The organism is Myxococcus sp. MH1 (assembly GCF_059738865.1).
The window spans coordinates 8,595,193-8,621,731 of the sequence record NZ_AP026947.1 but is presented as its reverse complement, the minus strand read 5'-3'; the positions used below and the strand labels follow the sequence as shown (position 1 = coordinate 8,621,731).

General features: G+C 70.1%; 26 protein-coding genes. 22 read left to right on the top strand and 4 right to left on the bottom strand.

Annotated features, from left to right (window positions below; genetic code table 11):
* Positions 1-3: 3 nt before the first annotated feature.
* Together AC6JA9_RS33950 and AC6JA9_RS33945 are read left to right on the top strand one after the other, a co-directional pair.
* Positions 4-891 carry an MTAP family purine nucleoside phosphorylase gene (locus tag AC6JA9_RS33950; protein WP_497958392.1) on the top strand — a complete coding sequence of 296 codons (888 nt, stop codon included), beginning with the start codon at positions 4-6 and terminating at the stop codon, positions 889-891.
* A gap of 90 nt (positions 892-981) precedes the next feature.
* The gene (locus AC6JA9_RS33945; protein ID WP_223748480.1) at positions 982-2,028 is read left to right on the top strand and encodes a YihY/virulence factor BrkB family protein; all 1,047 of its coding nucleotides are present in this window, start codon (positions 982-984) and stop codon (positions 2,026-2,028) included.
* Between the two features lie 12 nt (positions 2,029-2,040).
* Here the strand turns inward: AC6JA9_RS33945 and AC6JA9_RS33940 are convergent, their stop codons facing one another.
* Positions 2,041-2,865, bottom strand: a complete 825-nt coding sequence (locus AC6JA9_RS33940; protein ID WP_223748481.1) for a M48 family metallopeptidase — start codon at positions 2,863-2,865, stop codon at positions 2,041-2,043.
* A 249-nt stretch (positions 2,866-3,114) separates the two neighbouring features.
* On the opposite strand from AC6JA9_RS33940, the gene ku reads away from it, so the two are divergent.
* The 10 genes from ku (at position 3,115) to AC6JA9_RS33890 (ending at position 12,847) form a co-directional block, all read left to right on the top strand.
* Positions 3,115-4,092: a non-homologous end joining protein Ku gene (gene ku, locus AC6JA9_RS33935; RefSeq protein ID WP_267699713.1), complete on the top strand. Its 978-nt coding sequence runs from the start codon at positions 3,115-3,117 to the stop codon at positions 4,090-4,092.
* A gap of 68 nt (positions 4,093-4,160) precedes the next feature.
* Positions 4,161-4,982, top strand: a complete 822-nt coding sequence (mutM, locus tag AC6JA9_RS33930) for a bifunctional DNA-formamidopyrimidine glycosylase/DNA-(apurinic or apyrimidinic site) lyase (protein ID WP_223781662.1) — start codon at positions 4,161-4,163, stop codon at positions 4,980-4,982.
* Between the two features lie 128 nt (positions 4,983-5,110).
* A complete protein-coding gene (locus AC6JA9_RS33925; protein ID WP_408889360.1) occupies positions 5,111-6,946 on the top strand; it encodes a TIGR04551 family protein in 1,836 nt (611 codons plus the stop codon).
* A gap of 2 nt (positions 6,947-6,948) precedes the next feature.
* On the top strand, positions 6,949-7,194 hold the full coding sequence (locus AC6JA9_RS33920) for a hypothetical protein (RefSeq protein WP_223748485.1): 246 nt from the start codon (positions 6,949-6,951) through the stop codon (positions 7,192-7,194).
* Positions 7,191-8,432 (top strand): diaminopimelate decarboxylase, encoded by a 1,242-nt coding sequence (gene lysA / locus AC6JA9_RS33915; RefSeq protein ID WP_223781664.1) that lies wholly within the window; start codon positions 7,191-7,193, stop codon positions 8,430-8,432. The genes AC6JA9_RS33920 and lysA overlap by 4 nt, the downstream gene beginning before the upstream one ends.
* Positions 8,433-8,448: 16 nt before the next feature.
* The gene (dapA, locus tag AC6JA9_RS33910) at positions 8,449-9,336 is read left to right on the top strand and encodes a 4-hydroxy-tetrahydrodipicolinate synthase (RefSeq protein ID WP_223781665.1); all 888 of its coding nucleotides are present in this window, start codon (positions 8,449-8,451) and stop codon (positions 9,334-9,336) included.
* A 52-nt stretch (positions 9,337-9,388) separates the two neighbouring features.
* Complete coding sequence (dapB, locus tag AC6JA9_RS33905; RefSeq protein ID WP_223748488.1) at positions 9,389-10,204, top strand: 4-hydroxy-tetrahydrodipicolinate reductase; 816 nt, start codon at positions 9,389-9,391, stop codon at positions 10,202-10,204.
* Positions 10,201-10,974: a fumarylacetoacetate hydrolase family protein gene (locus tag AC6JA9_RS33900; RefSeq protein ID WP_223748489.1), complete on the top strand. Its 774-nt coding sequence runs from the start codon at positions 10,201-10,203 to the stop codon at positions 10,972-10,974. Before dapB ends, AC6JA9_RS33900 begins: the two co-directional genes overlap by 4 nt.
* Positions 10,971-11,495, top strand: coding sequence for a 2-amino-4-hydroxy-6-hydroxymethyldihydropteridine diphosphokinase (gene folK / locus AC6JA9_RS33895; RefSeq protein ID WP_046715810.1), 525 nt, complete (start codon positions 10,971-10,973; stop codon positions 11,493-11,495). Before AC6JA9_RS33900 ends, folK begins: the two co-directional genes overlap by 4 nt.
* Positions 11,492-12,847, top strand: coding sequence for a tetratricopeptide repeat protein (locus tag AC6JA9_RS33890; RefSeq protein WP_223781666.1), 1,356 nt, complete (start codon positions 11,492-11,494; stop codon positions 12,845-12,847). Before folK ends, AC6JA9_RS33890 begins: the two co-directional genes overlap by 4 nt.
* 394 nt (positions 12,848-13,241) lie before the next feature.
* Here AC6JA9_RS33890 and AC6JA9_RS33885 read toward each other — a convergent pair whose 3' ends face one another.
* Positions 13,242-14,300 (bottom strand): KpsF/GutQ family sugar-phosphate isomerase, encoded by a 1,059-nt coding sequence (locus AC6JA9_RS33885; RefSeq protein WP_223748491.1) that lies wholly within the window; start codon positions 14,298-14,300, stop codon positions 13,242-13,244.
* 150 nt (positions 14,301-14,450) lie between these two features.
* On the opposite strand from AC6JA9_RS33885, the gene fsa reads away from it, so the two are divergent.
* The 4 genes from fsa to AC6JA9_RS33865 all read left to right on the top strand — a co-directional run bounded on the left by fsa (position 14,451) and on the right by AC6JA9_RS33865 (position 18,344).
* Positions 14,451-15,104 carry a fructose-6-phosphate aldolase gene (gene fsa / locus AC6JA9_RS33880; protein WP_141327363.1) on the top strand — a complete coding sequence of 218 codons (654 nt, stop codon included), beginning with the start codon at positions 14,451-14,453 and terminating at the stop codon, positions 15,102-15,104.
* A gap of 162 nt (positions 15,105-15,266) precedes the next feature.
* Complete coding sequence (locus AC6JA9_RS33875; protein WP_497958391.1) at positions 15,267-16,403, top strand: acyl-CoA dehydrogenase family protein; 1,137 nt, start codon at positions 15,267-15,269, stop codon at positions 16,401-16,403.
* Positions 16,404-16,552: 149 nt separating this feature from the next.
* Entirely contained in the window at positions 16,553-17,350 is a 798-nt protein-coding gene (locus AC6JA9_RS33870; RefSeq protein ID WP_046715805.1) for an electron transfer flavoprotein subunit beta/FixA family protein, read from the top strand.
* A 28-nt stretch (positions 17,351-17,378) separates the two neighbouring features.
* Positions 17,379-18,344: an electron transfer flavoprotein subunit alpha/FixB family protein gene (locus tag AC6JA9_RS33865; RefSeq protein WP_223781668.1), complete on the top strand. Its 966-nt coding sequence runs from the start codon at positions 17,379-17,381 to the stop codon at positions 18,342-18,344.
* Positions 18,345-18,588: 244 nt separating this feature from the next.
* On the opposite strand, the gene AC6JA9_RS33860 is transcribed toward AC6JA9_RS33865, so the two are convergent.
* Entirely contained in the window at positions 18,589-19,155 is a 567-nt protein-coding gene (locus tag AC6JA9_RS33860) for a cytochrome c oxidase assembly factor Coa1 family protein (RefSeq protein WP_223748494.1), read from the bottom strand.
* Between the two features lie 177 nt (positions 19,156-19,332).
* Between AC6JA9_RS33860 and AC6JA9_RS33855 the strand changes: the two genes are divergently transcribed.
* The 6 genes from AC6JA9_RS33855 to AC6JA9_RS33830 all read left to right on the top strand — a co-directional run bounded on the left by AC6JA9_RS33855 (position 19,333) and on the right by AC6JA9_RS33830 (position 25,416).
* On the top strand, positions 19,333-20,316 hold the full coding sequence (locus AC6JA9_RS33855; protein WP_497958390.1) for a GNAT family N-acetyltransferase: 984 nt from the start codon (positions 19,333-19,335) through the stop codon (positions 20,314-20,316).
* Between the two features lie 51 nt (positions 20,317-20,367).
* Positions 20,368-21,315: a DMT family transporter gene (locus AC6JA9_RS33850; RefSeq protein WP_267699720.1), complete on the top strand. Its 948-nt coding sequence runs from the start codon at positions 20,368-20,370 to the stop codon at positions 21,313-21,315.
* A 78-nt stretch (positions 21,316-21,393) separates the two neighbouring features.
* A complete protein-coding gene (locus AC6JA9_RS33845; protein WP_141327351.1) occupies positions 21,394-22,371 on the top strand; it encodes an MBL fold metallo-hydrolase in 978 nt (325 codons plus the stop codon).
* 30 nt (positions 22,372-22,401) lie between these two features.
* Positions 22,402-22,986 (top strand): MOSC domain-containing protein, encoded by a 585-nt coding sequence (locus tag AC6JA9_RS33840; RefSeq protein WP_497958389.1) that lies wholly within the window; start codon positions 22,402-22,404, stop codon positions 22,984-22,986.
* A 139-nt stretch (positions 22,987-23,125) separates the two neighbouring features.
* Positions 23,126-24,739, top strand: coding sequence for a hypothetical protein (locus AC6JA9_RS33835; RefSeq protein ID WP_497958388.1), 1,614 nt, complete (start codon positions 23,126-23,128; stop codon positions 24,737-24,739).
* 14 nt (positions 24,740-24,753) lie between these two features.
* A complete protein-coding gene (locus tag AC6JA9_RS33830) occupies positions 24,754-25,416 on the top strand; it encodes a hypothetical protein (protein ID WP_497958387.1) in 663 nt (220 codons plus the stop codon).
* Positions 25,417-25,434: 18 nt separating this feature from the next.
* Here the strand turns inward: AC6JA9_RS33830 and AC6JA9_RS33825 are convergent, their stop codons facing one another.
* Positions 25,435-26,334: an alpha/beta fold hydrolase gene (locus AC6JA9_RS33825; RefSeq protein WP_408889368.1), complete on the bottom strand. Its 900-nt coding sequence runs from the start codon at positions 26,332-26,334 to the stop codon at positions 25,435-25,437.
* Positions 26,335-26,539: the final 205 nt, after the last annotated feature.

The window sequence follows — 26,539 nt, the reverse complement described above, 5'->3', positions numbered from 1 at the left end:
AACATGGCTGTCAGGGTGGGCATCATCGGGAGCCATGGTCTGGAACACCTCCTGGGGTTCAATGGTCGTCTGGAGACCCACACCCTCGAAACGCCCTTCGGTCCCCATGCGGGGCCGCTGTTCTCCGGGGAGTTGGACGGCGTCTCCGTCGTCTACGTTCCACGCCACGGCCAGGGCCACCTCTTCAACGCCACCCGCGCCCCCTACCGCGCCAACCTGTTCGCGCTGAAGCAGCTGGGCGTCACGCACGTGCTCTCCACCAGCACCGTGGGCAGCCTCCAGGAGCACCTGCCGCCGATGCAGCTCGTCGTGCCGGACCAGGTCATCGACCGGACCTACCGGCGCCCCTGCACCTTCTACGACGACGTGGCCGTGCACGTGGAGCTGGGGCAGCCCTTCTGCGCGACGCTGCGCAAGGCGCTGTCCAACGCCGCCCTCGCCTCCAACGCCGTGGTGGCCACCCAGGCCACGTATGTCTGCATCGAGGGCCCCGCGCTCAGCACCCGCGCGGAGAGCCTGCTGTACCGCACCTGGGGCGGGGACCTGGTGGGCATGACGGCCATGCCCGAGGCGCGGCTGGCCCGGGAGGCGGAGCTGCACTACGCCCTGGTGGCGCTGCCCACCGACTACGACTCCTGGCAGTCGCCTCCTGAGGGCCAGGAGCACGAGGCCCTCCTGGCGCGGCTGTCGCACAACGTGCAGGCCGTCACCTCCAAGGGCGCCGCCCTCATCCGCCGCGCGCTCTCGCGCATCGCCGAGACGCCCGTCACCTGCCGGTGTGACTCCGCGCTGGCCATGGCGCTGTGGACCGAGCGCTCCCGCATCCCCGACGAGGTCCGCGCGCGGCTTCGTCCACTGTTGGGCAGATACCTCCCGCCGAACGTCGTCTAGCAGGGCGAGGGCTCGGCCGGCCGCCTGCTGCCGAAAGGCGTCACGCACCCCACCTTCCGTTACCCGAGAGTGGGGAGCGAGGAGGGAAGGATGCGGCTGCCACGGCTCAAGTACCTCACGTGGCGCGAGTTCGCGCGGCGCTTCGTGAAGGAGTTCCAGGAAGACACCGTCACGGACATCGCGGCGCAGCTCTCCTACTACCTGCTGTTCTCGCTGTTCCCCTTCCTGTTCTTCCTCGTCACGCTGGTGGCGTACCTGCCGTTCGCGCCCGGCGCGGTGGACGCGATGCTGGAGCGCCTCCGCCCGCTGGTGCCCGGCGACGCCCTGGGCCTTGTGACGCAGCACCTGACGGCGCTGGTGGACCAGCCCCGGCCCCGGCTGCTCACCGTGGGTCTCGTGCTCGCCCTGTGGTCGGCGTCACGCGGCGCGGACGCCCTGCGCAAGGCGCTCAACCTGGCCTACGACGTGCCCGAGTCGAGGCCCGTGTGGAAGACGCAGGGCCTGGCGGTGGTGGTGACGCTGGTGGGCACGCTGCTGATTCCGCTGTCCTTCGCGGTGTTCCTCCTGGGCGGGCGGCTGGGGGCGTGGCTCGCGACGCGGCTGCAGGTGGAGGAGGCGTTCTACCTGGTGTGGTCCTGGGCGCGCTGGCCCTTCACCGCGGGCCTGGTGATGCTGGTGGTGTCGCTCTGCTACTACCTGCTGCCGGACGTGAAGCAGCGCTTCAAGTACATCACCCCCGGCTCCATCCTGGGCACGCTGGCGTGGATGGGGAGCACGTGGGGCTTCACGCAGTACGTGGAGCACTTCGGCAAGTACAACGTCACCTACGGCTCCATCGGTGGCGTGGTGGTGCTGCTCTTGTGGCTCTACATCTCCGGGCTGGTGTTCATCCTGGGCGGGGAGATCAACGCCATCCTCGAGCACGCCTCCGCGGAGGGGAAGGAGAAGGGCGCGCGCGACTTCGACGAGCCCGCGCCCGCCGAGCCGCCCCTCAAGACGCCGGGGGCCGCCAAGAGCGCCGCCAGCGCGAAGCGCTCGAAGATGGCCTTCTGGCGCTGGCGTCGGCGCGTGGCCCGGGGGAAGTCCCCCGAGCCCTCCGCGGCGGAGCAGCAGCCTCCGCCCTCCACGCTGCACTGACGACGCCCGGGGCTAGCGCGCGCCCAGCTTCTGCTTGATGGCGGGCAGCTGGCCCGGGCTGTTGTTGGTGCCGCGCAGGTTCTTCTCCTTGATATACTTCTCCAGGTCGCCGATGCGCTGCCGGTTGGTGGGGTGGGTGCTCAGCCACTTCATGACGCCCGGCGTGTCACCGCCCTGCGCCTGGAGCTTCTGGAAGAAGGTGATGAGGCCCTTGGGGTCGAAGCCTGCGCCGGACGAGTAGCGCGCGCCGAACTCGTCCGCCTCCAGCTCCTCGCTGCGGCTGTGCGCGAGCAGCGCGCCGCCGCCCACCAGCTGCGCGGCCACCTGCGCGGCGGCGCCGGGGTTCTGCCCCAGGGCGAGCTGGGTGACGGTCTGGATGCCCATCTGGTTGACCATGGCGCGCGCCGAGTGGCGGCCGACCACGTGGCCCGCCTCGTGGGCCATGACGCCCGCCAGCTCCGCCTCCGTGTCCGAGGCGAGGATGAGGCCCGTGTAGACGTAGAGGTAGCCGCCGGGCGTCGCGAAGGCGTTGACGGTCTTCGGGTCGTCGATGACGTTGATCTTCCACTTCACCCCAGGCCGGTCCTTGGTGGCCTGCTTGAGGATGGGCGCGGACAGGCCCCGCACGTACTCGACGATGGTCGGGTCCTCGACGTATTTGATCTTCTCCTTCTGCTCGAGCTCCTTCTTCACCTGCTGACCGATCTCCTCCTCCTGCTCATCCGAGATGAAGGTCTTCGCGAGAGCCTTCTCCGCCTGGACGCGCTGCGTGGTGCAGCCCGTCGTCACGCCCATGACGAGGGCGAGGCTCCATACCGCCGAGAGAATCCGCTGCATGACCGAATGCGCCTTTCTTGACCGGTTGATGCGTTGAGAGAGCGACTGACTGCCCGGACTCTTGGGCAGCGTCCGCCTCCACGGCAAGCCCCTCGTGACGCTTCCGACCGACAACGGACCCGCGTCGCTCGGGCGTCGCGCGGCTCGCGTGCCCTCCGGTGGTGCGTGCGAGCCTTGCGGCGGTGTCGGAGGCCATCGACGTTTGATGCGTGGGGTGTCGGTCGTGGGTGACACCGCGAGGAGGTCGACATGGCTCGTCCGGTCTGGGTGGGCTCGCTGAGCTTCGGGCTGGTGACGCTCCCGGTACGGCTGCACGGCGCCGTCTCTTCCCGGCAGGCCCGCTTCCACCTGATTCACGACGCGGACGGCGCCCGCATCCAGAACAAGCGGGTGTGCTCCGCCGATGGCGAGGAGGTGCCGCTCGAGCACGTGGTGCGGGGGTACACGCTGGAGGACGGCCGGCAGGTCACCGTGACGAGCGGTGAGCTGGACGCGCTGGACCCGGTGTCGAGCCGGGTCATCGCGCTGGAGGAGTTCGTGGACCCGGTGGAGGTGGACCCCTTGCTGCTGGACACCTCGTACCACCTGGTGCCGGCGCGCGGCGTGGAGCAGGCGTATGCGTTGATGACGGAGGCGCTGCGCGTGTCGGGACGCGTGGGCGTGGGGCGGGTGGTGCTGTATCAGAAGGGCCACCTGTGTCTGGTGCGGCCCCACGCTCGGGGGCTCGTGCTGTCCACCCTGCACGCCGTGGACGAGGTGGTCTCACAGGAGCAGCTCTCCGAGCTGGAGCTGACGGGCGCGAGCGTGGCACCGGCCGAGCTGGATGCCGCGCTCAAGCTCATCGAGTCCCGCTCCACCACGTTCGACCCCCGGCGTCATCCGGATGAGCACCGCGAGCGGGTGATGGCCTTCCTGGAGCGACGGGCTCGCGCGCAGGCGAGGTCGAGGCGTGTGCCCCGGGCGGCGCCGGAGGTGGGTGCTCCAGCAGGCGCCAAGGTACGAGGTCCGGAGGTGACGCCGGTGGAAGGGGCGCTACGGCTGCGTCCACGGCTGGCGGCGCGGGAGGTTCGGGAGGACTCGGGAGGGCTCGGCTCGAAGCCGTTCCGGGTGGAGCCAGGGGTGGGGGGGGCGCCGGATGATCCACGGGAGGCCTCGACGCCCGGGTCGACGACTCCGGAGGGCAGTGGCGGCCTGGGGGCGCCGGATCCGAAGAAGCCTCGCGGCTGAGCGCGTCCGGGGCCCTCCGCAATTAATGCGTGGGCCGGGCTTGGGGCCGGTGCTATGTGCCCGGGCGGATGCCCGAGTTACCCGAAGTGGAGATCGCCCGGCGCAATCTGGTGCGCTGGTTCACGGGCCGTCGACTCGTGCGCGCGGAGGCGGATGACACCCGCGTCTTCCGCGGCGCCGACCGTGCGCGCTTCGCTCAGCTGCAGGGGCGGCTGGAGTCGCTCGTGCGCCGGGGCAAGTACCTGCTCTTCTCCTTCGAGGAAGGCCGGGGCCTGTTGGGCCACCTGGGCATGACGGGCAAGTTCGTGCGCCGCGCCCCCACCGACGTCGTCCCCTACAGCCGCGCCCGCTTCCACCTCGACGACGGCCAGGTGCTGCACTTCGCCGACGCGCGCATGTTCGGGCGCATGGAGCCGACCCCCGCCGCGGGCCTGCGCTCGCTCGACGTGGTGAAGGCACTGGGGAGGGACCCGCTGGCGGACGGCCTCACCGCCGGCCAGCTGGAGCAGGCCGTAGCGTCCTCGAAGCAGGACCTGAAGGTGGCGCTGATGGACCAGGGGCGCATCGCCGGCCTGGGCAACATCCACGCCGCGGAGGCCCTGTTCCGAGCGGGCCTGCACCCCGCGCGCAAGCCCTCCACCCTCACCCCGGAGGACTGGAAGCGCCTGGTCCAGGCCATCCGGGAGAGCATCGACTTCGGCCTCGAGGAGCAGCAGGGCGAGGAGCCCGTGTACCTGGAGGAGGGTGGCTCGGAGAACCCGTTCCTGGTGTACGGCCGCGGTGAGGGCCCGTGCTCCAGGTGCGGCTCGCCGGTGGAGTCCTTCACCCAGGCGGGACGCACCACCTACGCCTGTCCGAAGTGCCAACCCCGGGGGAGGGCAGGGAAATGACCCCGGGCGTCCTGTCGTCAACGGCGCGAACCGACGTCCCGGTTGGCGTTGACACCCCCCTGTCCCATGGCTTGAATCGCCCGCCTTTCCGACCCGGCCGCCCCGAGCGGCCCTGGAGATCGTTGCCCATGTCTCACGTCCTGCTGGCGGCGCTGCTCGTCGCTTCCTCCACGGCCACCGCCCAGGTGCCCGCCGGGGGCACGCCTCCGCCCGCGCCCGCGGAGGCCGCGCCCGCCCCCGCCCCCGAGGCTCCGGCCACCGCCCCCGAGCAGCCCGCCGCCGCGCAGCCCGCCGCCACCACCGTGCCCGCGGCCGAGGCGGTCACCCAGGACGACCTGGAGGCCACCAAGCAGGAGCTGCGCGGAGAGATTCGCGCCGAGGCCGCCAAGCAGTCCCTCAACGGCGAGGAGTGGAGCGAGGAGTACCCCGAGGAGAAGCGCAAGCTGGAGGTCTTCCAGCTCGACGGCTACTTCCGCCTGCGCCCCACGCTCTTCTACAAGTTCGACCTGGGCCGCGTCCCGGCCACCATCGCGGGCCAGGACCTCTTCCCGCGCTCCTCGCGCACGTCGGCGAACACCCAGTCGTTCGCCACCATGCGCCTGCGCCTGGACCCCACGTTCAACATCTCCGAGCAGGTGAAGATCAAGCTCCAGGTGGACGGCCTGGACAACCTGGTGCTGGGCTCCACGCCGGACACGCTCTACCCGGGTGACGCGCGCAACGTCTTCACCATCTTCTCCGAGGACCAGGAGTCGCTGGGCAACACGCTGTCGGACTCCATCAAGCTGCGCCGCGCCTACGGCGAGGTGAACACGCCGGTGGGCATCCTGCGCTTCGGCCGCATGGGCAGCCACTGGGGCCTGGGCATGCTGCGCAACGACGGCAACTGCTTCGACTGCGACTTCGGCGACACCGTGGACCGCATCCAGTTCGTCACCGAGCCGTTCGCCGGCTGGTACGTCACGCCGATGCTGGACTTCAACTCCGAGGGCTCGGTGTACCGCACGGGCGCCCAGGGCGAGCCGGTGGACCTGACCCAGGCCGATGACGCCCACAGCTGGGTGATTGCCATCGCCCGCCGGGACACGGACGCGCAGATCCGCTCCAAGCTCGACAACAACCAGGGCGTGCTCCAGTACGGCCTGCACTTCACCTACCGCACGCAGAACTACCAGGACATCACCAACGACACGACGGGGCAGGTGAGCTTCATCCCCCGCGACGCCAAGCTGTACGTCCCGGACTTCTGGCTGCGCTACGAGGAGCGCTCCTGGCGCATCGAGATGGAGCTGGCGGCGGTGCTCGGCAGCATCAACAGCCGCGGCCTCAGCCTGAACGAGGCGATGGCGGACCCCAGCCTGCGCGTGGCCCAGTTCGGTGGCGTGCTCCAGGGTGAGGTGAAGGCGGCGGAGAACAAGCTGACCGTGGGCCTGGAGCTGGGCTTCGCCTCCGGTGACAAGGCGCCGGGCTTCGGCAACTACCCGGGCCGCACCGGCTCCGGCAACCCGAACGGCCCCAACAACTACACCCAGCCGGGCGACGTGGAAGGCCCCCAGTACCGCTGCGACGCGGGCGGCTGCGCGGATGACGCCATCCGCAACTTCCGCTTCAACCGCGACTACCGCGTGGACCTCATCCTGTGGCGCCAGCTCATCGGCGGCATCACCGACGCGTTCTACATCCGCCCGTCCGTGAAGTACGCGGTGGCGCCGGGCATCGACGTGTACGGCCGCCTCATCTACTCGCAGGCGCTCTACGCCGAGTCGACGCCGTCGTTCACCAGCAAGTCGCTGGGCATCGAGCTGAACGCGGGCGTGGACTACACCACCGAGGACGGCTTCATCGCGGGCCTGGCCTACGGCATCCTCTTCCCGATGAGCGGCCTGCAGCAGTACCAGGAGGTGCTGCGTCGGGACCTGGAGACGCCGCACACCATCCGCGGCTGGCTGGGCGTGAAGTTCTAGTCATGAAGCGCGCCCTCTCTTCGCTGAGCATCGCCGCCCTCCTCGTGCTGGGGGTGGTGGCGTGTGGCATCAAGGGCGCGCCCAAGCCGCCGCTGGCGCCGAGCGCGCCCGCGACGGAGACGCCTCCTCCGCCGTCGGACACCGCGCCGACGACGGTGGCGCCCACCGGGCCCTCCGTGTCTCCGACGACGGATGGTGGCGTGGTGACGCCGACCACCACCACCGACGCGGACGCCGGAGTCCCGTGAGCTTCTTCACCTATCGAAAGGGCGTGCTGCACGCGGAAGGCGTGCCGCTGCCCGCCATCGCGGACGCGGTGGGCACGCCCGCCTACGTCTATTCCTCCGCGGCGCTCACCGGCCACTTCAGCGCCGTCGTCGACGCCTTCGGCGAGGCCCGGCCCCTCATCTGCTACTCGGTGAAGGCCAACTCGAACCTCTCCATCCTGCGGCTGTTCGCGGGGCTGGGCGGGGGCTTCGACATCGTCTCCGGCGGGGAGCTGGCCCGCGTGCGGCAGGCGGGCGGCGAGGCCGCGAAGACGGTGTTCGCGGGCGTGGGCAAGACGCCGGAGGAGATGGCGGCCGCGCTGGACGCGGGCCTGCTCCTGTTCAACGTGGAGAGCGCCGAGGAGCTGGAGGCGCTGGACGCGGTGGGCCGGCGGCTCGGGAAGAAGGCGCCGTTCGCCCTGCGCGTGAACCCGGAGGTGGACGCGCGCACGCACCGCTACATCGCCACCGGGCTGAAGACGTCCAAGTTCGGCGTGCCCTTCGAGGAGGCGGTGGCGCTGTACGAGCGCTCCAGGAAGATGCGGGGCCTCAAGGCCTTCGGCCTGGACTGTCACATCGGCTCGCAGCTCACGCAGAGCTCGCCGGTGCGCGCGGCGCTCACCAAGGTGGCGGGCCTGTACCGCGAGCTCAAGGCGCGCAAGCACCCGCTGGAGTACCTGGACGTGGGCGGTGGGCTGGGCATCACGTACACGGACGAGACGCCGCCGTCGGTGGCGGAGTACGCGCGCGTGGTGCTCGCGGCCACGAAGGACACGGGCGCGCGGCTGGTGCTGGAGCCCGGGCGCTCGCTGGTGGGCAACGCGGGCGTGCTGCTCACGCGCGTGCTGTACCGCAAGCAGACCCCGGCCAAGCGCTTCGCCATCGTCGATGCGGGCATGAATGACTTGCTGCGCCCGGCCCTCTACGAGGCCCACCACGGCTTCGTCCCGCTGGTGAAGCGGCGGGGCAAGGAAGTGGAGGTGGATGTGGTGGGGCCGGTGTGTGAGTCCACCGACGTGCTGGCCCAGGCGCGCTCCCTGGTCCTCCCCCAGCCGGGCGAGCTGTATGCCTTCCTCAGCGCCGGGGCTTACGGCATGAGCATGGCTTCCAACTACAACTCCCGCCCCCGTCCGGCGGAGGTGCTGGTGGCCGAGGGGGCCTGGCGGGTGGTGCGGGAGCGCGAGCGCACCGAGGATCTCTGGCGCGGCGAGCGGGCCTGAACATATAAGCGCCGGCATGAAGACCTTCGAAGGCTCCATGACGGCGTTGGCCACCCCGTTCCGCAACGGCGCGCTCGACGAGTCGGCCTACCGGGCGCTGGTGCGGCAGCAGCTCGAGGGCGGCACCAGCGTGCTCATCCCCATGGGCACCACGGGTGAGTCGGTCACCATGTCCGCGGACGAGCGCGCCCGCGCGGTGCGCGTGGTGGTGGAGGAGTCGAAGGGCCGGGCCCTGGTGGTCGGCGGCGCGGGCTCCAACAACACCGCCGAGGTCATCGAGGGCGTGGCGCGCGTGCGGGACGCGGGCGCGGACGGCACGCTCATCGTCACGCCGTACTACAACAAGCCCACGCAGGCGGGCCTGGTGGAGCACTTCCGCGCGGTGGCCAGGGCGCACCCGGGCTTCCCCATCATCGCGTACAACGTCCCCGGCCGCACCGGCGTGGACCTGCTGCCGGAGACGGTGCAGCGGCTGTGCGACTTCCCGGAGGTGGTGGCCATCAAGGAGGCCACCGGCAACATGGCCCGGGCGGTGGACATCCTGGAGAAGTGCGGCGAGCGGCTGACGCTCCTGTCCGGTGACGACTTCACGGTGCTGCCCTTCATCGCCTGCGGCGGCAAGGGCGTCATCTCCGTGTCGTCCAACGTGGCGCCCCGGATGATGGCGGACCTGGTGGCGTCCGCGCGGGCCGGCGACATCGCCCGCGCGCGCGAGCTCCAGGTGAAGCTCAACCCCCTCCACCGGCTGCTCTTCGTGGAGTCCAGCCCCATCCCCGTGAAGTGGGGCCTGCACCTGCTGGGCCTCTTCGGGCCGGAGGTGCGGCTGCCGCTGGTGCCCATGACGGAGCCCAACGCGACGAAGCTCGCCGAGGAGCTGCGTCAGCTGGGCCTGCTGAAGCACTGAAGCCGCTCTGCCGAGCGCCACACGCCACGACACGCCAGGAGCGCGGCCCACCATGATTCGCACCGTCATCACCGGCATCACCGGACGCATGGGCAGCACGCTCCTGCGCCTGTCGCGCGACGCGGAGGACCTCCAGGTCGTCGGCGCCACGGAGCGGCCCGGCAGCGCCTCGGTGGGCCTGGACGCGGGGCTTGCGGCGCGCATCGGCGCGCTCGAGGTGCAGGTGTCCGACGACCTGGGCCGCGCGCTGGATGCGGCCAAGGCGGACGTGGTCATCGACTTCACCAGCGCGGAGGTCAGCGTGGCCCACGCGAAGGCGTGCGCCGAGCGCGGCGTGGCCTTCGTGTGCGGCTCCACCGGCTTCTCTCCGGAGGCGTCGCAGGCGCTGGCCGAGAGCGCGAAGCAGGTGCCCATCGTCGCCGCGCCGAACATGTCGGTGGGCGTCAACCTGGTCATCCGCGTGGCCGCGGAGCTGGCGCGTGTCCTGGGCCCGGGCTTCGACGTGGAGGTGCTGGAGGCGCACCACCGGATGAAGAAGGACGCGCCCAGCGGCACGGCGCTGCGGCTGGCGGAGGTGCTCGCCTCCGCGCTGGGCCGCACGCAGGACGACCTGACGTTCGCGCGCCACGGGCAGACGGGCGCGCGCCCCGCGAAGGAGATTGGCGTGCAGACGCTGCGCGGGGGGGATGTGGTGGGCGAGCACACCGTGTACTTCTTCGGCGAGGGCGAGCGCATCGAGCTGACGCACCGGGCGACCAGCCGCGACCAGTTCGGGCTGGGGGCGCTGCGCGCGGCGCGCTGGGTGGTGGGCCGCCCGCCGGGGCTGTATGACATGGCCGACGTGCTCGGCTTCCAGAGGACTTCATGACGACCGCCCGCTACTGCCGCTTCCTCTACGAGGGCCGCGCGCACCACGGCCGCGTCGAGGGCACCGAGGTGGTGGTGCTCTCCTCGGCGCCCTGGCTGACCGGCGTCAAGGACACGGGCATCCGCCGCTCGCTGTCCGCGGTGACGCTGCTGGTGCCCGCGGACGCGTCGAAGGTCGTCTGCATCGGCCAGAACTACCGCAAGCACGCGGAGGAGATGGGCAAGCCCGTGCCCGTCGAGCCGCTCATCTTCACCAAGCCCTCCACCGCGCTCAACGGCCCCCGCTCCCCCATCCGCATCCCCAAGGCGAGCCAGGAGGTGCACTTCGAGGCGGAGCTGGCGCTCGTCATCGGCGAGAAGCTCAAGAACGCCGACGAGATGACCGCCGCGCGCGCCATCTGGGGCCTGACGTGCTTCAACGACGTCACCGCGCGAGACATCCAGAAGCGCGAGACGCAGCACACGCGCGCCAAGGGCTACGACACCTTCGCGTGTGCGGGGCCGTGGGCGGTGACGGGCCTGTCGCCCGCCGACCTCCAGATTTCCTGCCGGGTGAACGGGCAGGTGCGCCAGGACAGCCGCACCTCCGACATGGTGTTCAGCCCCGCTCGCCTGGTGTCGTTCATCTCCCACATCATGACGCTGCTCCCAGGGGACATGATTTCCACCGGCACGCCCTCGGGAGTGGGGAAGCTTGCGGCCGGTGACTCGGTTGAAGTGGAAATCGAGGGAATCGGGACGCTGCTCAATCCAGTTGAGCTGGAGCCGTGAGCACCATCGTCTACGTCGGGTTGGGCTCGAACGAGGGGGACCGCGAGTCCCACCTGGTCGCCGCCCTCACCGCGCTGTCCCGCATCGATGCGGTGGCGGTGCTTCGTTGTTCCTCTCTTTTCGACAGCGCCCCCGTCGGGCCGCCGCAGCCGCGCTATCTCAACGCGGTGGTGGCCCTGGACTGCGCGCTGTCCCCGCAGCGCCTGTTGGTCATCCTCCAGCAGATTGAAAAGGACCTGGGCCGGCGCCGCGAGCAGCACTGGGGCCCGCGCACCATCGACCTGGACATCCTCTTCTGGGAGGGCCAGGTGGTGGCGGACCCGCACCTCCAGGTGCCGCACCTTGAATTGCACAAGCGTCGCTTCGCGCTGGAGCCGTTGGCGGAGCTGGCGCCGGACCTGCTGCACCCCGTGTTGGGGACGACGGTGAAGGAGCTCCTCGGGAAACTCGCCCCGCAGGATGTCCGCAGGAGTGAAGCCACCTGGTGGCCCGAAGCGAGCCTGCCGAGCAACGAGACATGAACCTCTCCCTGGCCCTGGCCACCGCGGCGCTGCTCGCCGCCGAGCCCTCTTCTCTGCCCCCTGGTCACCCGCCCGTCCCCCCGGGGACGCAGGCGTCCCCCACCGCGCCGTCCATGGGCGCGGGGGGCGCGCTGCCGCAAGGGCATCCTCCGCTCGAAGGGCAGACGCCGACGTCTCCGGACGCGCTGCCCTCGGGGCACCCGCCGCTGTCGGGCACGGGCAAGGCGCCTCCGTCCGCGGACGAGCTGCTGCGTCAGCTCGACTCCACGGAGGGGCTGAAGGGGCGCGAGAAGACGTTCGAGATCGCCGCGTCGCTGGGCCGGCTGTACTACGTGAACGGCCGCAACGTGGACGCGGACACGTACCTGCAGCAGGCCGAGGAGCGAGCGAAGCCGGTGCGCGACCTGTTCCTGGCGCAGAAGAAGAAGCTGGGCAAGACGCCGGTGCCGACGGCGGAGGCCGCGAAGTGTGGCTTCACGCCGGGCCAGCCGCTGGAGGCGATGGGGCAGGTGGCGAGCGAGCGCGCGAAGAAGGGTGACGCGGCGGGCGCGGCGGCCTGTGCTCGCGCGGCGCTGGAGCCCGTGCTGGAGACGGGGGTCATGCGCGCCAACGCGCTGTACCTGGGCGGAGATTCGGCGGCGGCGCTGGCGGCGTACGGCGCGGTGCTGGAGGTGGAGCCCCGGCACGAGGAGGCGCTCTACGGGCGCGCCTCGGTGTTGTTCGAGACGAAGGGCGAGGACCTGGCGGCGCTGAAGCAGGCGCACGAGGGCTTCGAGGCGGTGCAGGCCCTCAACCCCAACTCCGCGCGCGCGGCCACGGCGAAGCGGATGTCGGCGCTGGTGGACGAGACGGTGAAGGCGGGTGGGCGCGCGAAGCTGCTCGCGGCGCGCGCCGAGGACCGCCGCATCCGGTTGTCGCAGGCGCTGGCCGCCGCTCCCGCGCAGGACGCGCCGCGTCCGCTGACGCCGGAGATGGTGGACGCGGTGAAGAACACCGAGCGCACGCCGGAGCTGGAGCAGGGCCTGACGAAGCTGGTGGAGGAGGGTGAGGAGCACCTGGCGAAGGGGCGCTTCCAGGAGGCGCTCGGCAACTACACGCGTGTGGTGCCCTTCCAGCCGGAGAACGGCCGCGCGAAGGCGGGCATGGCGTGGGCGCTGGTGGGCCTGGGGCGGCCCATGGCCGCGCGCGTGTGGGGCGTGGCGGTGCAGTCGGACCCGGCGTCGGTGGAGAAGCTGGGCGACATGCTGCTCGAGAAGGGTGACGCCAAGGGCGCCAAGGCGCTCTGGGAGAAGCTGTCCTCGGACGCGCCCGACTACAACAAGGCCGGCCTCCAGGCGAAGCTGTCGCGGTAGGTGTCAGCTGGGCCCGCACCGCCAAGAGGCGGTGCAATGGGCTCGTGGCATCGCGGGGAATCCCGCCCGTCGCGAGATACCAGGATGTGCACCGTGTGGTCCGCACTGCGTCGGCGGTGCGTTGACGCTGGTGGTGGAGGTCCGTCCGTCCAGGCGAGCGAGATCGATGCTGACGCGGGCGCTGCCTGGGGGCGCTGGCCCTGGCGAACGCAGGGGCGTCCGTACCGTTCAGGGATGCCGGTGCTTGCGCGGGCGCGGCACCACCGAGTTGATGCGATGGCGCCGTGCTTTGAGTCCACACGCGGCGAGGTGCTCCTTGAGGCGCGCGTGGGTGGCACGAACCCACGGACCCCTCCGGTGGGCACGTCGGCGAGCGCCCGCGCGTCGCGGCCCGTCAGACGAACTTCGCGGCGAGCAGGTCCTGCACGTCGAGCAGGCCCACGGCGCGGCCCTCGACGTCCACCACGGGCAGCTGGTCCACCTTCAGCTCGCGCATCTGCGCGGTGGCCGAGAGCGCCAGCGTCTCCGGCGTCACGCAGCGCGGCTGCTTGCCCATCACGTCGCGCACCTGGATCTTGAAGTCGGTGAGCCCCTGCTCCACGCGGCGGCGCAGGTCGCCGTCCGTGAAGATGCCCACCAGCCGCCCCGTGCGGTCCACCACGCAGGCCGCGCCCGGCCGGCCCGGTGTCTTCGTCATCACCCCCACCACCTCCGACAGCGTGGCGGTGTCGCGCACCAGCGGGTTGGCGGGCCCCGTGCGCATCAGCTCGAACACGCGCTGCACCGAGCGGCCCAGCTTCCCACCCGGGTGGAGCAGCGCGTAGTCATCCGTCCCGAACGGCCGCGAGCGCAGCACCGCCATCGTGAGCGCGTCGCCCAGCGCGTGCAGCGCCGCCGTGGACGCCGTGGGGACCAGCCCCATCGGACACGCCTCCTCGATGTGGCCAATCTCCAGCACCACGTCCGAGCCACGCGCCAGCGCGCTCTGCGTGTCCGCCGTCAACGCGATGACCGGCGTGGCCATGCGCTTGAACGACGGGAGCAGCCGCACCAGCTCCTCCGTGGAGCCGCTGTTCGACAACGCCAGGATGACATCCCCGCGCGCCACCCGGCCCAGGTCCCCGTGCACCGCCTCCGCGGGGTGCAGGAACACCGAGCGGACACCCGTGGACGCGAGCGTGGCGGAGAGCTTCTGGCCGATGTGGCCCGCCTTCCCCATGCCCGTCACGATGACCTGTCCCTGACACTCGCGCACCAGCCGCACCGCGCGCACGAAGGGCGCGCCCAGCCGCGCCGTCACGCCGAGGATGGCGCGCGACTCCGCCTCCAGCACGTCGCGCGCGCACGCGAGCAGGGCCTCGTCGTCCAGCTCGGACGTGGGGGCCGGGGTGGAGCGGCCGGGGAGGGCGCGCAGACGGGGCTTCTTGGCGGCGGAGCGTGGGGAGCGGGCCATGGCGACGGCTTCGCCTTCTACCTCCCACTCCCGCCTGGGGCCACCCTTGACGCGTGGGGGGGCATCGGTTACGCGCCTGCTCGCCCGGCTCCCTCGGAGCCGACCCCATCCCTCGCCCTCATTCGCGGGCCCATCCAGGAGAGTGAACAGATGAAGTTCTTCATCGACAGCGCGGACGTGGAGGAGATTCGCAAGGCCCACGCGATGGGCTGCGTGGACGGCGTGACGACGAACCCCTCGCTCCTGGCCAAGGTCGGCCGCGGCCTCGAGGAGACCATCCGGGAGATCTGCTCCATCGTCGACGGCCCCATCAGCGCCGAGGCCGTCTCCCTGGACGCCGAAGGCCTCATCGCCGAGGGCCGCACCCTGGCGAAGATCCACGACAACGTCGTGGTGAAGATTCCCATGGGCGTCGAGGGCGTGAAGGCCGTCAAGGCGCTCACCGCCGAGGGCATCCGCACCAACGTCACCCTCATCTTCTCCGCCAACCAGGCCCTGCTGTGCGCCAAGGCCGGCGCCACCTACGTGTCGCCCTTCGTCGGCCGGCTGGACGACATCTCCCAGGACGGCATGGAGCTCATCTCCAACATCCTGGAGATCTATCAGAACTATGACTTCGACACGCAGGTGCTCGTCGCCAGCGTGCGCAACCCCGTCCATGTGCTCCAGTCCGCTCGCATGGGCGCCCACGTCGCCACGCTGCCGTACAACGTCATCACCCAGCTGGCCAACCACCCGCTGACCGACGCGGGCATCAAGAAGTTCCTCGCGGATTGGGAAAAGGTCCCCAAGGCCGCGAAGTAATCACGTGCCTCGTCCCCGGGTGCCAGAGGACAGGCCCCCGGGGCGTCGGCCGACCCCCCGCGCACCACTCACTTCCCAGGCGGGTTGGGCTGGAGATTTCTCGTGACGGCATGTATTCGTTGACTCCCGAGTCAACACGTCGACCCCATCACGAGGAATCTCATGGAATTCGAGCTCTCCGAGGACCAGCGCGCGCTGCAGCAGACGGCGCGGAAGTACGCCCGCGAGGTCGTCCGCCCCAAGGCGGCGCACTACGATGAGACGGCGACGTTCCCTCGGGACCTGCTGGCCACCGCGTTCGAGCTGGGCCTGCTGAACATGGCCATCCCGTCCGAGTACGGCGGGGTGGGCCTGTCGCACCTGGACCAGACCATCGTCGCGGAGGAGCTCAGCTGGGGCTGCGCGGGGGTGGCCACGTCCATCATCGCCAACGACCTGGCCAACCTGCCCATCATCCTCGCCGCCACCGAGGAGCAGAAGAAGCGCCTGCTCGGCCACTTCGCCGAGAAGCTGAAGTTCTCCTCGTTCTGCCTCACCGAGCCCGAGGCCGGCAGTGACGTGGCCAACATGCAGACCACGGCGCGCCGCGAGGGTGACGAGTACGTCATCAACGGCGCGAAGTGCTTCATCACCAACGGCGGTCACGCCGAGCAGTACACGGTGTTCGCCACCGTGGACAAGGCGAAGAAGCACAAGGGCATCACCTGCTTCGTCGTCGAGGGCCGCCCCAAGGGGCTGTCCGTCAGCAAGCACGAGAACAAGATGGGCCAGCGCGCCAGCGACACCGTGTCGCTCACGTTCGAGGACGTGCGCGTGCCGGTGGCAAACCGCATCGGCGAGGAGGGCCAGGGCTTCGCCATCGCCATGGCCACGCTGGACAACAGCCGCCCGCTGACCGCCATGTTCTCCGTGGGCATCGCCCGCGCCGCGCTCGAGCACTCCATGGAGTACGCCTCGCAGCGCAAGACGTTCGGCAAGCCCATCATCGAGCACCAGGCCATCCAGTTCATGATTGCCGACATGGCCATGAACACCCACGCGGCCCGCATGCTCACCTACGAGAGCGCGTGGCTGTTGGACCAGGGCAAGCGCAGCACCCTCCAGTCCAGCTACGCCAAGTCCTTCGCCGCCGACATGGCCATGAAGGTCGCCACCGACGCGGTCCAGGTCTACGGCGGCTACGGGTACATCAAGGAGTACCCCGTGGAGAAGCTGATGCGCGACGCGAAGCTCATCCAGGTGTACGAGGGGACCAGCCAGGTCCAGCGCCTCGTCATCGCTCGAGAACTGTTCAAGTAGAAAAGCAGAACTGGGCCCGGCGGCCGTTTCCCGTTGCCGCCGTGGTGCCCGGATGCCTATTAACCCAGGCCGTTCGCGCGTCGCGTCAATCCAAGCGCGCCGGACTGTTTTCCAGCCTTCTAAAACGCCTCCCGCAAGGAGAAGCCGCCGTGAAGATCCTCGTCACCGCCAAGCGCGTGGAAGACCCCGAGTCGAAAATCAAGGTGAAGCCCGATGGCTCGGGCATCGTCCAGGAGGGGCTCAAGTACAAGATCAACCCCTTCGATGAGATTGGCGTGGAGGAAGGCCTCCGGCTCGTCGCCAAGCACCAGGGTGAAGTGGTGGTGGTGTCCATCGGCGGCAAGGAGGTGCAGGAGCAGCTGCGCCACGCGCTGGCCATGGGCGCGCACCGCGCCGTGTGGGTGAACCACACGGGCCCGTTGGATCAGCTGGGCATCGCCGGCCTGCTCCAGAAGGTGACCGAGAAGGAGAAGCCGGACCTGGTCATCCTGGGCAAGCAGTCCATCGACGACGACCAGAACCAGGTGGGCCAGTACCTGGCCGAGTTCCTGGGCTGGGGCCAGGCCACGTTCGCCTCCAAGGTGGAGTCGCTGGAGAGCGCCGAGGAGAAGAACAAGGAGCCGGCCGTCAAGCTCACCGCGGACAAGAAGGCCGTCCAGGTGGTGCGCGAGGTCGACAACGGGCTCGCGACGCTGGAGTGCCAGCTGCCCGCCGTCGTCACCACGGACCTGCGCCTGAACCAGCCGCGCTACGCGAGCCTGCCGGGCATCATGAAGGCCAAGAGCAAGCCCATCGAGGAGCTGACGCCGGCGGGGCTTGGCGTGGACGTGGCCCCGAAGATCCAGGTGCTGAAGCTGGCGTCTCCGCCCGCGCGCAAGGCCGGCATCAAGGTGCCGGACGTGGCCACGCTGGTGGACAAGCTGCGCAACGAGGCGAAGGTCGTCTAACCCTCTCGGAAGATACGGAGACACTCCAATGCCAATCGTTCTCATCGTCGCCGAGCAGCAGCCGGACGGGAACCTCCGCAAGGCCTCCCTGAACGCCATCACCGCGGGCAAGCAGCTCGCGGACAAGGCCGGGGCGGAGTTGCACATCGCCATCCTCGGCAAGGACCCGGCCAAGGTGGCCGAGGAGCTCAAGGGCACCGGCGCCAAGGCCGTGCACGTGGGCGCCGCCGCGGAGCTGGAGCACTACCTGGCGGAGACGTACGCCCCCGCGCTCGCCGCGCTCGCCACCGAGCTCAAGGCGGACTTCGTGGGCATGGCGTCCACCGCGCAGGGCAAGGACCTGATGCCCCGCCTCGCCGCGCGTCTGAAGGCCGCCATGGCCACGGACATCACGGGCCTGGGTGGCTCGGGCGCGGACATCACCTTCCACCGCCCGATGTGGGCCGGCAACGTGTTCGCCGAGGTGAAGCTCACCACGCCGGTCAAGGTGTTCACCGTGCGCGCCACGGAGTTCACCGCGGCCGCCGGTGGCCAGGGCGCCGCCGAGGTGAAGACCTTCGCGCCGAAGATCGAGGCCTCCAAGACGAAGTTCGTCGAGTTCAAGGAAGTGAAGAGCGCTCGCCCGGAGCTGACCGAGGCGCGCGTCGTCGTCTCCGGTGGCCGTGGCACCAAGGGCGACTTCAAGGAGATCGAGGCGCTGGCCGATGACCTGGGCGCCGCGGTGGGCGCGTCCCGCGCGGTGTGCGACGCGGGTTGGGTTCCCAACGACCTGCAGGTCGGTCAGACGGGCAAGGTCGTGGCGCCGGCGCTGTACATCGCCGCGGGCATCAGCGGCGCCATCCAGCACCTGGCGGGCATGAAGAGCTCGAAGACCATCGTCGCCATCAACAAGGACGCCGAGGCCCCCATCTTCCAGGTGGCGGACTACGGCATCGTCGCGGACCTGTTCAAGGTCCTCCCCGAGCTGCGCTCGGAGCTGCAGAAGCTGAAGTAGCGCTTCGGGCCCGTTCGGGCTGACGAGGGGCGGGAGTGGGGACCTCAGGGCTCCCACGCTCGCCCCTTCGTCGTTTCCGGGGGCACACCCGACGGCGGGCGAGCACGCCCCCGTGGGCTTGCAGGGGCGCAGGGCGGGCGAGGCCCATGGTCGCGAGGCACTCGCCCCACGCCCCGTGGGCTTCCACGGGTATGGCGCGGGCGGGGCGCATGGCCGCGCAGTGCCCGCGCGCCTTGTCGTGTCGCTACAGCTCGATGTCGCTGTCGCGGCCACCGCGGGCCGGGACGTTCTCGTCGGCGCCGGGGGGCTCCGGGGGTGGCGGCAGCGGCTCGTCGTCCTCGGGCGTCTCCTCGCTGGGGAACGCGTCGGGGGCATCGGGCGCGTCGTCACGCAGGTCGATGCGGCTGCCGTCCTCCAGCTCCACGGCGAGCGTGTCGTAGCGCCACTCGTCCTCGCCCTGCTTCGTCGCGTCGATGAAGAGCGTGCCGTCGGCCTGCGGGCCATCCAGGGGGATGGTGAACTTCGCGTGCGTCTGGCCGTTGATGGACTGGACCGCCGACTGCTTCGGCAGGCCCGTCTGGATGGGAGTGCCGAGCGCGCGTCGCACCTGCGCGTCGGACTGGGCGATGGCCACCGCGTCCGTGTACGCGCCCATGTTGCTCAGCGACTTCATGCCGAGCCCCACCATCGCGAAGCCCAGGCAGCCGCACGAGGCCAGCAGGCCCAGGCAGCCCACGGGCACCACCCACTTCCAGTTCCGACTCCACCAACCCCGCTGCGGCACCAGCGAGCCCTCGGGCGTCGCGTCCATGACCTCACTCCTCCTTGCGCCGCCCTCCGGCCGGTGGGTGGCGTCCTCCTCTTAGCGGGACCCAGGGGCGGTTGATAGGGCCGGGTCCGGGTCGGTTGGTGTGGGAGAGCGAAGGGGCTACATTCCGGCGGACGAGGGGAAGGCACGAGCAGGGCCGGACTTCCCCGGAGGTGGCGTGTGCCGCCGCGGAAGACGCCTTCCACCGAGGTGCTGCTGGACGTGCTGAGGGCGCTGCCACCCGGGCAGAAGCTCTGGGTGCGCGGTGTGGGCGGGGGCCTGTTCCCGCTGCTACGCGCCGGTGACTCGGTGCGGGTGCTGCGCTGCGGGCCGGACGAGACGGCGCGTGGTGACGTGGTGCTGGTGCGCCAGGGGCGGATGCTGACGGCCCAGGTGGTGGTGGCCACCCAGCCGTGGAGCACGGCGCCGCTGCTGGGCGCCGAGGAGCGGTCGGACGGGGAGCTGCTGGGGCGCGCCGTCGCGCTGCGGCGTGGAAGGTGGCTGCTCCCGCTGCCCCGGCCCTTGGGTCCGGCGCTGTGGGTGACGCAGTGGACGCTGGCGACCGCGTGGGCACAGCCCCGGACCCGGCTAGTCTATCGGGGCGTGCGGGACTTCTTCTTCTCCAACTGGTCCAGGCCCCTGCGGCGCCACCTGGTGGGGCCGCTGGAGATACGCCTGCTGCGGGCCGAGGATTTGGACGCGCTCGTCACCTTCGCGAGCGAGCGCCTGGTGGTCTCCGCGAGCTTCCTGCGCCGGCAGCTGCGCGAGCGCTGGGGGCTGGAGCCGACCGAGCGTCGGGGCGCGGCGGCGGGCGCGCTGGACTCGAAGGGGCGGCTGCACGGCTTCGCGTGGGTGGACTCGTATCGCCAGGAGGGGTTGCCCCTGGACGGCGTCTGGGTGCGCTCGCTGGTGGTGGCGCCGCAGGCCCGGCGGATGGGTGTGGCGACGCAGCTGCTGGAGTGCCTGCTGGAGGAGTCCCACCGACAGGGCGAGCCGAGCGTGCAGGCGGACGTGGACGAGGACAACGCCGCGTCGCTGAAGACCTTCGAGGGCCTGGGCTTCCGCCTCGCCACGGAGGCGCTGACCCGGCGCACGAACGAGGCGTGGGACGCGGCGGGTCGCTCCAAGCGCCTGGTCGTCCTGGAGCGGGCCTCCGCGCCCTGACGCGACGGGGGTTGCGCGGCACCTCGGGGTAGGCGAAACGTCGTGCCCTCCGTGAGCGCCTCCACTCCCGACAGCCTGGGCCGTGAGCCGTCCTTCCTGGGGAGACTCCGCGGTCTCCAGGCGGACGGCGCGCTCGTCTTCATCACCCTCATCTGGGGCGTCACCTTCGTGGTGGTGAAGGACGCGCTGAGCTACGCGGACCCGTTCACCTTCCTGTCGCTGCGCTTCGGGGTGGGCGCGGTGGCGCTGAGCGCGCTCGCGGGCCGGCAGGTGCTGAACCCGAGGAACCTGCGTCACGGTGCGCTGCTGGCGACGTTCTTGTTCCTGGGCTTCGCGCTCCAGACGTGGGGGCTGACGTTCACCACGCCGTCGCGCTCGGCGTTCATCACCGGGATGTGCGTGCTGTTCGTCCCGCTGCTGACGCTGCTGGTGTTCCGGCGGGCGCCGAAGCCCGCGGCGCTGGTGGGCGTGGCGCTGTCGGCGGCGGGGCTCTACCTGCTCACCAGGCCCGCGCCGGGGGAGGGCGGCGGGTGGTTGAACCTGGGGGAGATGTTGTCGCTCGGCTGCGCGGTGGCGTACGCGGCGCACATCACCTTCACGGAGCGGTACGCGTCGAAGGAGGGCGTGCTGGGGATGGTGGCGGTGCAGCTGTGGGGCGTGGCGCTGATGTCCGCGGCGTGCCTGCCCTTCGTCACGCGCAGGGTGGAGTGGCAGCCCTCGCTGGTGATGGCGGTGCTGGTGTGTGGGCTGTTGCCCAGCGCGTTCGCCATCAGCGTGCAGACGTGGGCGCAGGCGCGCACGTCCGCGGTGCGCGCGGCGGTCATCTACGCGCTGGAGCCGGTGTTCGCGTCCATCTACTCGGTGGTGCTGGGCTACGAGCGGCTGGGCACGCCGGAGGCGATGGGCGGCGGGCTCATCCTCCTGGGGGTGCTGGTGGCGGAGCTGGGCTCACCGGCCTGGGCGTGGTGGAAGTCACGCACAGTCCAGGGGCCGGGCTGACGCCCCCCGAGCGGCCATGCGGCGGGCCGAAGAGAAGCGGCGCCGGGCCCGTGACGCGCTATATCCGCGAGCCTTCCCATGAGTGTGGAGCTGCGTCGAAACGGGATGCACCTGACGGGCACCCTCCTGTCGCTGGACGCGAAGCGCAAGTCGCCGTTGTGCTTCGTGAGCCATGGGCATTCGGACCACATCGCCCGGCATGAGCGCACCATCGCCACGGCGGCGACGCTGCGCTTCATGGAGCACCGGCTGGGGCCGGTGAGCGCGCCCCTGGCCGCGCCGTACCGTCGGCCGTTCGAGCTGGGGCCGTTGGTGTTGGAGCTGCTGCCAGCGGGGCACATCCTGGGCAGCGCGCAGCTGCGGGTCATCCGCTCGGATGGTCGGCGCGTGGTCTACACGGGGGACTTGAACGTGGTGCCGTCGCTGACGGCCGAGGCGACGGAGGTGGCCGAGTGCGACACGCTGGTCATCGAGTCGACCTTCGGGCATCCGCGCTATCGCTTCCCGCCGCGTGACGAGGTGATGGGGCAGGTGGAGGCGTGGGTGCGTCGGCAGCTCGAGCGGGGCGCGGTGCCGGTGGTGCTCGGGTATCCGCTGGGCAAGAGCCAGGAGTCGATGAAGTTCCTCGCGGGCCGGGGGTTCTCGCTGGTGGCGCACCCGTCCATCTACGAGGTGGCCCGGCTCTACGGAGAGCTGGGGGTGCCGATTGAAAACCTGCGCTGCTACACGGGGACGGTGGAGCCGGGCGAGGTGCTGTTCTTCCCGCCGCACCAGGCGCGAGGTGGGGCGCTGGCGCACCTGTGGCCTCGGGGGACAGCGGTGTTGACGGGGTGGGCGATGGACCCGGGGGCGGCGCGGCGCTACGGCGCGGACGTGGCGTTCCCGGTGTCGGACCACGCGGACTTCCCGTCGTTGAAGGCGTACGTGAAGGCGACGGGGGCGAGCGAGGTGATTACGTGCTTCGGCTTCGCGGAGGAGCTGGCGCAGGCGCTGCGGGACGACGGGGTGGATGCCCGGCCACTCGGGGGCAAGCCGCAGCAGCTCGCGTTGCTGTGAAGCGGTAGGGGAGCGGAGTAGAAGAGGGGCATGCCTCCGTCTCCGCAGCTCTTCGGCCGCGCGGTCCGAGTCCTGGTGTGCACCGAGAAGAAGACCTTCGTCACGCGCGAGCTGGCGGAAGTGCGCGTGACGTTCGAGGGCATCGACGGGGACAGGCACGCGGGACACACGCGGCCGGCGGACGTGCGTACGCCGTGGTACCCGAAGGGGACGCCCATCCGGAACACGCGGCAGCTGTCGCTGGTGTCGACGGAGGAGCTGGCGGTGGTGGCCCAGACGCTCGGCATCCCGAAGGTCCTGGCGTCATGGCTGGGAGCCAACCTGGAGCTGGTGGGCATCCCCCAGCTGACGTTCCTGCCGCCGGGCTCGCGCATCTTCTTCCCCGAGGACGCGGTGCTGGCGGTGGAGGGGGAGAACGAGCCCTGTATCGGGCCGGGCAAGGTGATTGGCGAGCACCATCCAGACAAGGAGAAGCTCGCGAGCCGCTTCGTGAAGGCCGCGTGGGAGAAGCGGGGGCTCGTGGCCTGGGTGGACCGGCCCGGCGTCATCCGCGCGGGGGATGAAGTCCGTGTGATGCTGCCGAAGCCGGTGACGTACGTGTTGCCCGAGCGATAAGCGCTACGAACGCGCTCTGATTCTTGTCGTATCGCCCGGAGTGGAGTTCGGGCGTGATGCGATGCGGTGCCCGTCATTTCATGGAGAGGAAATGCTCGATTCGCCGCGACGCGGGGTGGCAGTCGTTCGGGTAGGCGGCATGTGGCTGCTGCTCGCCATCGCTCTTTCGGTAGCGGGTTGTGCGACGACCTCCGCGGGTTCTGGCGGAGGTGTCTGGCTGGGACCTGGCGCCCTCTCGCCAGAGGACGAGACCGCGATGCGGCGGGCCTCCGAGGCAGAGGTCTCTCGGGTTGTCGAACAGGTGGGAGCGGCTGTTGCCGACATCGGCTCGGTAGGGGCCCATCTGACGCTGACGTTCTGGTTGGAGCGAGGTGCTCTGACCTGGACGAGTTATGAGTCGCGCGAGCGAACCGGGCTCCGTGGACGTCCGGTTTCCTTGGCGGACACGAAAGCTGTGCTGAGAGACGTGCTTGCTGGCTACGGCATGGAGCGCACGGGTCAGGTGGTGTTGTCGCTGCATCGGGACGAGGCCGAGTGGCGGGTGGACTATGCGTTCCATCGACACGCGGAGCGACCGCCCGAGGCCAGGACGCTCCCAGTGCATTGGGGAGACGATGCTGAACGCGATGCTGTTCCAGAGGAACTGGCGCGCCTTCTGGCCGGGGTGGGGGCTCCCCGGAGTGGTGAGGCCTGGCTGGAGGCTGACGCGGCGCTAGAAGACGGTCGCCTGGCGCAGTGGGAGTTGCACCGCTTCCATGTGACTCGGAGTGGAGCAGGCAGCTCCTCAGGGGTACCGCCTCGGCTTGCTCATGAAGTGGGGCGGCTGGCTCGAGCGTTTCAGGAGGGCCTGGGGGAGCGCACCGTCCGGTTTGGAATCCGGTTGGCGCAAGGGGACGGCGGAGGGTGGGTGGAGTCCGCGCGAGTCGTCGATTTCACGCCGCCGCAGGGACTCGAGCCAGAGGTCGCGGCCGAATACCGTGCGATGCACGAAGACATCTTGCGACGGTGGCGCCAAGGCGTCTCGGATGGTTTCACCTGGTTGGCGCAGCGGGGCGTGCAGGAACTGGCGCTCTGGTACGTGGGCGCCATCGCCATCAAGGGAGCTGGCATCCTCGCCGTGCGTGGCGGTGGTGTCGTTCGCAAGGCGCTCCAGCAAGGCAAAGAGGCTGCGAGCGGCTGGCTGCGGACGATGTTGTCCCGTGTTCCCCAGAGCGAGGGCCGTGCTTTCGAGCGATTGTGGGCGAAGGTCCAACTCGAAGGGGAGCGGGCTCTCACCACCAGCGAACGCAGTGAGCTGCGCGCGCTTATGGCCCGCATCGAGAAGCTGGCGTCTACGCCGCTCGACCTGGGCGAGAAGCACGGACTGCGAAAGGCCGCGCGAGCCGCCTACAAGAAGGTCCACCCCGACCTGGCCGCCACCATGGATGCATTCCCCGAGCGCTACCCGGTCCATCATCGGCGCCCCCTGGAATACGCACATTTGTTCCCTGCCGAGGACATCAATGCATCGAGTCGGCTCGCCGTGGTCCAGGACTTCATTCACGAGCGGGTCAGCCGACTCTGGACGAAGTTTCGGACAGCGCATCGCACCGCGACGCGTGACGAGGTCGAAGCGGCGACGAGGGTCATCGACTCGCATTTCGAGTCCTGGTACCACCGTGTCGATGTCCCCCGAGGAGAGCAGGTCCTCATCGAACGGGCGGAGCAGGCGGCGCTCGAAGCGCTGAGGGCTCGCTTCCCGATGGTGAACTGAGTGGGAGCTAGACGATGACGCAGCCCGCACTGCCTGGATTCGACCGGTTGCTCGCCGTGTGCAGACAGGCATCGCTCGAGATGCTGCTGACGCCTCCCGCCCGGCATCCACTCCGGGAGGGACACCGTGTCGCCGGACATGTCCTGGACCCGCTGCTGGCGGCCTTCTATGCGCGGTCTGGCAGCGCGAGGTTCGCGGAGGACGTCTATCTGCTCCGCGTCAACGACGAGGAGAACCAGCTCGAGGAAAAGAACCAGTGGTGGCGCGAGAGTTGGCAGGAGCGACTGGGTTTGTCGGTCTGCGTCTTCGGTGGTGAAGCCTCTCTGGCGTACTACTTCGCGACAGTTCCTGGTCTCGCGGACGCGCAGGGATGTCAGCCTGTCGTCGAGGTGAGCAACTACGAACTTGATGGGCCGGTCGTCATGCCGCTCGCCTCGACAGTGGATCGCTTCTTCGACCTGTACGCGCGCTACCTGGAGGCGCTCCTCTCACACGAGGACTACGCGGAGCGGGGTTATGCAGCGCTCGGGTTTCCCTGGCAGGTTCCGCACCTGGTTGCACGCGATGAGCACCTCGTTCGCCTCATCGAAGAAGGTCGCTTCGATTTCCCGCAGGCAGGTCACGAAGCACGTGCCTGGGCGCTCCGGGTCATCGAGGCCCATCGACGCATCATGTGAGGTTGGGGCCGCTGCTGCTCAGGTGACCCAGGTCGTGCTCGCCGCGTGGGACAGATGCACGCGCTGGAGGAAGCGCCGCATGTGGAAGGCGATTTCGTTCAGGTGCGTCTCCAGCGCCCAGTGTCCCGCGTCGAGCATGTGCAGCTCCGCGTCCGGCACGTCGCGCAGGTAAGCGTGGCCCGCGCCCTCGGGCATGTAGCCGTCGTGCGGTCCCCACAGGACCAGCGTGGGCGGGAGGTGCTCACGCAGGTACGCCTGATAGCGCGGCATCCACGCGAGCGTCGTACGTTGGTCCTCCAGCAGGTGGACCAGGTTCATGCGCCGGTCGAAGCGCTGCACCAGCGCCCAGTGGAGCGTCCACAGGTCCGGGCTGATGCGGTCGACGAGGTGCTCGGGAATCTCGCCGATGAACTCGTCCTTGAAGCCCTCCTCGCTCACCGCGGCCACCAGCTTCCTGCGGCCCTCCGGTGTGGGGTTCGCCCACTGCTCCTTCAGCATCCGGTACTTGGGGCCGAACTGGTCCTCGTAGATGTCGCCGTTCTGGATGATGAGCGCGGCGACACGCTCCGGTGCGCGCAGCGCGAGGCGGAAGCCGAACTGTGAGCCGTAGTCATGCAGGTACAGCGCGTAGCGCGTGAGCCCCAGTGTCTCCACAAAGCGCTCGAGGAAGCGTGCGTACCCATCGAACGTGTAGCTGAACCGCCGGGGTGACGGCGTCGCGCTGTAGCCGAAGCCCGGAGCGTCCGGCGCAATCAATCGCCACGAATCCGAGAGCTCGGGCAGCAGGTTGCGGAACTGGAAGGACGAGCACGGATAGCCATGGGGCAGCAGCACCACGGGCGCGTCCTCGGGGCCCGCCTCACGGTAGAAAATCTCGAGGCCATCCACGTCCACCGTCTTGTGCTGGACCGCCAGCATGCTGGTGCCTCCCCCGGATGTCATGGACAAGCTGGGCATCACATCGCTTGCTCGTGACCACCTCGCGGAGAGCTTCCGCCTGGTCGCCTGCGGACCCTTCGGACGGGCGTGGGCGGCGGCTCGCTCAGTCCATGCTTGCAGCAGCGCGAGCCCCAGGTGCGTGTGCCGCTTTCTCCAGGCGAGGATTGCGAACAGCATCGAGAGG